A 5,644-nucleotide genomic window follows, 5' to 3' on the forward strand; every position below is an offset into this window, starting at 1 on the left:
GCTGTGCTCGGGCGAACGGCGGCTTCGCAGCAGGCCGAAGGCAATGCGCCACGCGCTCAGCGAAAGGGCGAGGTGCCGAACGCCGCCACGCGAAGGCAGAACGAACCCGGTCCGCACATCCAGCCATTCCGCAAGCGGGAAGGCGCGCCGGCGCCTTGCGGAACTGTCCGCGATCGAGCCACGCCGCCATCGCTCGCCGGCGGGCTCGCACCAGCCCGATCCGACCTTGCGACATCCTATGCTGCCCGTGCGTGGATCGGTCCCGTCGCGTCCCGGTCCGCGAGGCTGCCGGACGCTACGGCCGCCGGTTTGTGGTCATCCGGTCCATCAGTGATCATGTGACAGCTCTTCTTCCCACATCCCGGCGTGCGCCGAGGCGGCGGCAAAGGCTAAGAGGGATCGGAGCTGCACGATCATGGTGCCGGCGCGACCGTGATCGCGCTTTACTGCAGGGTGTCGCGATCGCCCGCCAGGAGTTTTCGGTAGCCGGTTATCGTCATCCACTTTGCCCGTCGTAAATGCTCTTCCCAACAACGGCGGGTGCGCTGTGGCTCGGCCACAGGGTCACGGTGAAGGACAATCCGGGCGACTTCCTGCCAGTCAGCGCCATCAGCCTCGGCATCGAGAAGGCGCATATAGGTCACCTTGTGCCGATCATCGTAAGGGGTGATGTTGTCGGACCACGGCACTTCGTCAGCAACATTCGGGTCTGGTGCAGGCATCAGTTCTCCTTTTCCTGGGTGCTTTGTCTAGGCGCACAAATCTCAGACAAATGGGCTGTTCTGTACGTCGTAGCCGACGCCGCAGCTCACCAGACTTGCTCACCTTTCGGCGACCACTCGTCGACACCGCCTCAGGCTGCGTATTCCGTCTCGCTCCGCTGTGCGGCGCGGCGGTTTAAGTATGACCATCAAAACGAGGAACGCAAAGCCCAGACTCCCGCGACAAGCGCAAAGATCGTAGGCTCGGATTTGCCATCCAGGAGCCGAGATAGACCAAGATAAACCCGGGCACCATCCGCCCGCCATACCGGAGCCAGGCGGAGACGAATGGAGCATCAGGCCGCCTCCCCGATCGTCTCTGACTGCGGCTGCAGTCCGTGCAGATAGGCGACGGCACGCTGGGCATGGGCTGCGGCCGTAAAGATCGCCCGCCTGTCCGACCCGAGGACGGTCAGCCAGCTTTGAAGGTAGGAGGCATGATCCGGCCTCGGCTCCAGTTCCGGAACGATGCCGAGGTCAGCGCAAATGAGCGCTGATCCGATCTCCACCAACAATTCTTCGCGCGCGCGGTCCGTGCGATCCTTGTGGTAGCGGCTGAGATCCCGGTTCAATCGATGGGGGGCAGCCGTCCAATGCAGGGTTTCGTGGGCGCGGACTGCGACGAACGACGCCATGTCCCTGAAACTTTCGGGATGGGGCAGTTGCACATGGTCGGACGATGGGGAGTAGAACGCCTTGTCACCGCCATAGCGCACGACCGCGCCGGTGTTGTCGAAGAAGCGATCGGCATGTTCAATCCGCTCGACGGGCCCGGCCGCGGGCTCCGCTGCTGCGTAGTAGCGCGACGGCAGCTCGTCGATCTGATCAGCGCAAAAGACCGTATAGGTTTTGAGGTACGGAATGCCGCGCTCGACCTCGTCACCATTGGCGTCGATTTCGGTCTTGCTGAAGCTGCCGGCATAGACAACTGTGGTTCCGGTTTCGCCCTTTCGGACATGGGCGCCCAATTCGACCGACTGCTTGAATGTCATCCAGTAGGGTGAAACAAAGCCCTGCGCGACCGCTTCGGACCACAAAAGCAGCGTGTTTATACCCTGATAGGGCAGCCCATTGTGGCGTAACGGCCTGTTGACGTTGCCGCTCGGATGACCCGCACGCCAAGGCTTGACCCAGGGGCGCACGCCCTTTTCGAGATCGGCGACGATCTTCTCGGTGATCTTCGCGTAGAGGTCTGCCCGCGATCCTTTTTCTTTCCTGCTCATTTTCCTGAACCTCCATTCTGGAGGCCGCGCCCATCGCGGCCCCGTCACGGCGATCCGTCAGCCGGGGCGATCAGGAGGCGCGGGCACCCGAAAGGGCCGAAACGACAGTGGAGGACGGCGAAGCCGTTGCGCGCGACGCCGAGCCCGGCAGGAGCGAGGTCCGGGACGGGGCGCGAAGTGCGGACAGGCACGAAAGCGCCCTGCCTGGCGGGCGTGGTGCGCGAAGGCCGGTTCAATGAACCGACCTCGCGCCCGTATAAGGATCGTACTCGAACAGTCGGGTAACGTCGGCGTCTTCGAGCTCGTCCTCGGGCAAGACGCCATACTGGTCGTCGGACTGGAAGAGGATGACGGTAGTCATCAGGGTGCGGGCGAGCTTCCAGGCGTGCTTTTGAGCGAGTTCAAGATTGTGCGACATCGGAGGGCTCCATCTGTGGAGCGGGCCAATCCCGCTCGATGGCTCCGTCAGTGTCCGGCTCCGGGCGCGATCACCGCGCAGGCTTTAGCCAAGCGGCCGCACGCTCGCGTAGCGGACCCTTTATGGGTTGATCGTGGAAGATCCGGAGCCGGACCAGGAAGCCATCCCGGGAGAGCGGGATTGGAACGCGGCCCAATGTGAGCCCGGCGATCGGCGCGATCTGTTCGCGTCGAAACCCTGGAACACGCTGGGCGCCTTGAAGCGCTCGATGAAAAACCGCCGCGGCTCAGGAGTAAGGCGCATTTCGGGTACGCCGGCGAGGATTGGCGCACCCGGCTAACTGAAACTGAGATTCAATCAGTTAACGGCCGCGCTCGCCAACGGCGTTCGAGACGTTCGTGGCACTTCATCGCGCAACACCTGCAGTCGACCCGAACCGGCATCGAAGTATGTCGCGCCACCGTCACATCCATCTCGTAACTGCGGTGAAATGCTGGCAGGCGCATCGGCCGATACCGCCGTGCTGGATTGTCCTCGACGCGTAAAGATCGGGCGAGGCCGAAGCCTCGCCCGTGAGCGGCCTACCCGAGGGCCGCCAGCTGCATTTCGGCCGCCTTGCGGTCGACGCTCTGGCCGGGGTTCTCGACCGGGCGCTCGAAAGGCTTCCACTTCTCACCGACGACCTGCTCGTAGGCGGCGACCGCGCCTTCGGCCGCCATGCGCAGCGCATGGGACTGGAGCGCCATGTCGGCGGCGAACTCGCGCTTGCGCTGGGCGGCGCTGTCGAAACCGACCGGACCGTCGAGGTCCTCGTCGCGGGCGTCGTTGGCAGCCTTGGCGGTGGCGTCGCGAGCTTCCGTCACCGCACGGCTGTAGAACTGGCCGGCGCCGTGGGCGGAGCCGACATAGGCGCCGACGATGCGCTGCAGGTGGATCTGCATCGCCCTTTCTCCCAGGCCCTCATTGAGGGCATCGGCCGTCTCGACGATGAGCTTCTCGTGAAGATCGCGGATGCCGTCGCTGTCGAGGACGGGCAGGCCAAAGCTTTCGGAGATGAGGCCGGCCTGACTGGCGTCGGGGCAGCAGAGCCGGACCATTTCGAGGGTGGTGCCCTTGCGGAGCGGGACCACGCGAGCGGACTGGCGGGAAGTGCGAGCGGTCTTGGTCATGGGATTTCCTTTCCTGTCGTTCCGCCGAAGGCCGGGACCGGCTCCTTGCTCGGCCCTCCCTTCGGTCGCGGTCCAGACAAAACCGGCGGAAAGACGGGCGCTTCAGGGTCCGGGCGGGCCAGGTCGAGCAGGGTGGGTTTGCGTCCAAGCAGGGCTGACCAGCCCTCGCGCGGGAAGCGGGCCCGCCGTGGCGAGAACGGCTCTACCGGCCGCCCCGCGGCGCGGAACGCGGCCTTGAAGCGCACGGCCGCCGGTTTAGGACCGCACACCGAACGAAGGGAGGCCGGGCAAGGGCCTGTCCATCGACACGGGGAACGGAAAGACAGGTTGCCGTGACCAACCGCCTTGCAAACAGCCTGCTTGTGATTGTGCCGGTTGCGTCGCCACCAGATGAACGGGCTTATGCGCGACAATACGGCTGGCCGCCCCCGGAAAACGCGCTTGCCTGCCCCGCAGTAGACAGGCCGATCGTCACGCTGCCCGTCCATTGAGACAACCGCCGTGCCGCTCGAGGAATCTGGCGATCGCGAGATCCTGCCGCGCGAGCTTTCGGGAGAGGGCGTCGATCTCCGGCTGCCGTTCCGCGGTCAGGGCGGCAAGATGTGACCGATAGCGCTCGAGGAACGCGCCGGGGTCCGGCGCCCTCCCCCGACGATAGCCTGACTGGCGCGGCTGCAATTGCGGGATCAGCGCCGTCATGCGCCGGATAATCTGGCGGTCGATCCTGTCAAGCTGGCGCTGTGTCTGCCGGCGCGCTTCCTCCATGCGGAAGAGCTCGGTGCGGCGTTCGGGGGACAAGGTCATGACGCCCGCCTCCCCTGCCAGCCGACGAAGCTCGACGGGCCGTGGTAGACCTGGTGGCGTTCGGGGTCGATGACGAAGCCGAAGTGCCCGATGCGGTACTCGTCGGACGGAACGAGAAAGCGCCGCTCCTCGGTTCCGGGACCGCGCTTGCCGCCTGGCGTGGCGATGACCTCGACGAAATCCTTGTCGTGATCCGAAGTGATCGCCGAAACCACGATCCAGTCGTTGGCGTGCTCGGCGAGAAAGGTGCGCTCATCCTTCTTCCAGGATTCGCCGGTCTGGAGCACATTGCCCGTGATCGCTTCCCACGCGTCCGGAAAGCTGGCCTTCATGGTGCGTTCCGCACAACGTCGCTCGAAGCTGGTGAAGAGATGCGGGAAGGTGAAGGCGACGATCGCCCAGCACTCGTCTTCCTCATAGAATCCATCTGCCGCACGCAGCTGAGGCTGGACCTTGCGGTTGCGTTCGGGCGCGAGTTGAAAGCCGCCATGGCCCGCCGTGGAGTGGAACACCACACCCTCGGCATAGACGGTGGCGCCCTGCGATGGCCCCCAGGGCGTGCCGATGCGGGAGGCCGTTTCAACGCGGCCAAGGGCCCGCTCGTCGCGCTGGTGCTCGGCGTTCTCCTCGACTTTCGCACGGAATGCCGCCTCATCGGCAAGCTCCCCGCAATGGCCGTAGAAGTCCGAACGCGTCCATTGGGCAAACGGCTTGCGGATGCGCCAGCCGGTCGCGAGATAGTGCCGCCCGTCACTCGCGGGCAGCATGGCAAACGCCGTCTCGCCGACGAGGGCGACAAGAAGACCGTCGGCGCTGCGGCCGAACTCCACCTCCGGAAACCCGGAGATGGAGTTGGCGTGCGAATTTGCAGGAGCACAAGTTATCACGCGGCCCTCCCCTCGACATGATCGGCCGTAATCTCGTCTGCTGCGAGCTCATCCAGCACGGCGTTGGGATAGCCGTGGCGCGTTAGCCATTCCTCGGCATCGGCGTGATCGCTGGCGAGATAGACGAGCTCGGCGTCCGTGCCGGGCCGGTCGAACACGCGGAGCGAGCCGATGGCCGGGCGTTCGAGCACCGTGAAGCGGAGCCTGGAATCAGCTGAGAATGTGCGATGCAGGCGGATGGCGACGATACCGCCGGACCCGTAATCGGCCTCATGCAGCGTGAAGCTCGCCGGCAGGCTGATGCTGCCGACGGTCCGTCCCCCCTGCTTGCGGATCAGGCGACCCCTGCTGTTGTTGGACTGCCATTGAGACAGCTTCCTGC

The 5,644-nt window shown here is 65.0% G+C and carries 8 protein-coding genes; 1 reads left to right on the forward strand and 7 read right to left on the reverse strand.

The window, feature by feature from the left end; genetic code table 11:
- On the forward strand, nt 1-342 hold a 342-nt coding region (locus tag EOA85_RS38210), incomplete at its 5' end, for a hypothetical protein (protein WP_206523368.1).
- Between the two features lie 101 nt (nt 343-443).
- Here EOA85_RS38210 and EOA85_RS25965 read toward each other — a convergent pair.
- The 7 genes from EOA85_RS25965 to EOA85_RS25995 all read right to left on the reverse strand — a co-directional run.
- Nucleotides 444-722 carry a DUF2285 domain-containing protein gene (locus EOA85_RS25965; RefSeq protein WP_127211670.1) on the reverse strand — a complete coding sequence of 93 codons (279 nt, stop codon included), beginning with the start codon at nt 720-722 and terminating at the stop codon, nt 444-446.
- 335 nt (nt 723-1,057) lie between these two features.
- Nucleotides 1,058-1,984, reverse strand: coding sequence for a zincin-like metallopeptidase domain-containing protein (locus EOA85_RS25970; RefSeq protein WP_127211671.1), 927 nt, complete (start codon nt 1,982-1,984; stop codon nt 1,058-1,060).
- 232 nt (nt 1,985-2,216) lie between these two features.
- Entirely contained in the window at nt 2,217-2,402 is a 186-nt protein-coding gene (locus EOA85_RS25975) for a hypothetical protein (RefSeq protein ID WP_127211672.1), read from the reverse strand.
- Between the two features lie 581 nt (nt 2,403-2,983).
- Nucleotides 2,984-3,571 (reverse strand): hypothetical protein, encoded by a 588-nt coding sequence (locus EOA85_RS25980; RefSeq protein ID WP_127211673.1) that lies wholly within the window; start codon nt 3,569-3,571, stop codon nt 2,984-2,986.
- Between the two features lie 471 nt (nt 3,572-4,042).
- Nucleotides 4,043-4,375 (reverse strand): hypothetical protein, encoded by a 333-nt coding sequence (locus tag EOA85_RS25985; RefSeq protein WP_127211674.1) that lies wholly within the window; start codon nt 4,373-4,375, stop codon nt 4,043-4,045.
- A complete protein-coding gene (locus tag EOA85_RS25990) occupies nt 4,372-5,262 on the reverse strand; it encodes a hypothetical protein (protein ID WP_206523369.1) in 891 nt (296 codons plus the stop codon). Before EOA85_RS25990 ends, EOA85_RS25985 begins: the two co-directional genes overlap by 4 nt.
- Nucleotides 5,259-5,644 (reverse strand): hypothetical protein (locus EOA85_RS25995; RefSeq protein ID WP_127211675.1); only part of this gene is annotated, 386 nt, incomplete at its 5' end. The genes EOA85_RS25990 and EOA85_RS25995, both read right to left, overlap by 4 nt.

Source organism: Mesorhizobium sp. M5C.F.Ca.IN.020.29.1.1 (assembly GCF_003997375.1).
GTDB lineage: Bacteria > Pseudomonadota > Alphaproteobacteria > Rhizobiales > Rhizobiaceae > Mesorhizobium > Mesorhizobium wenxiniae.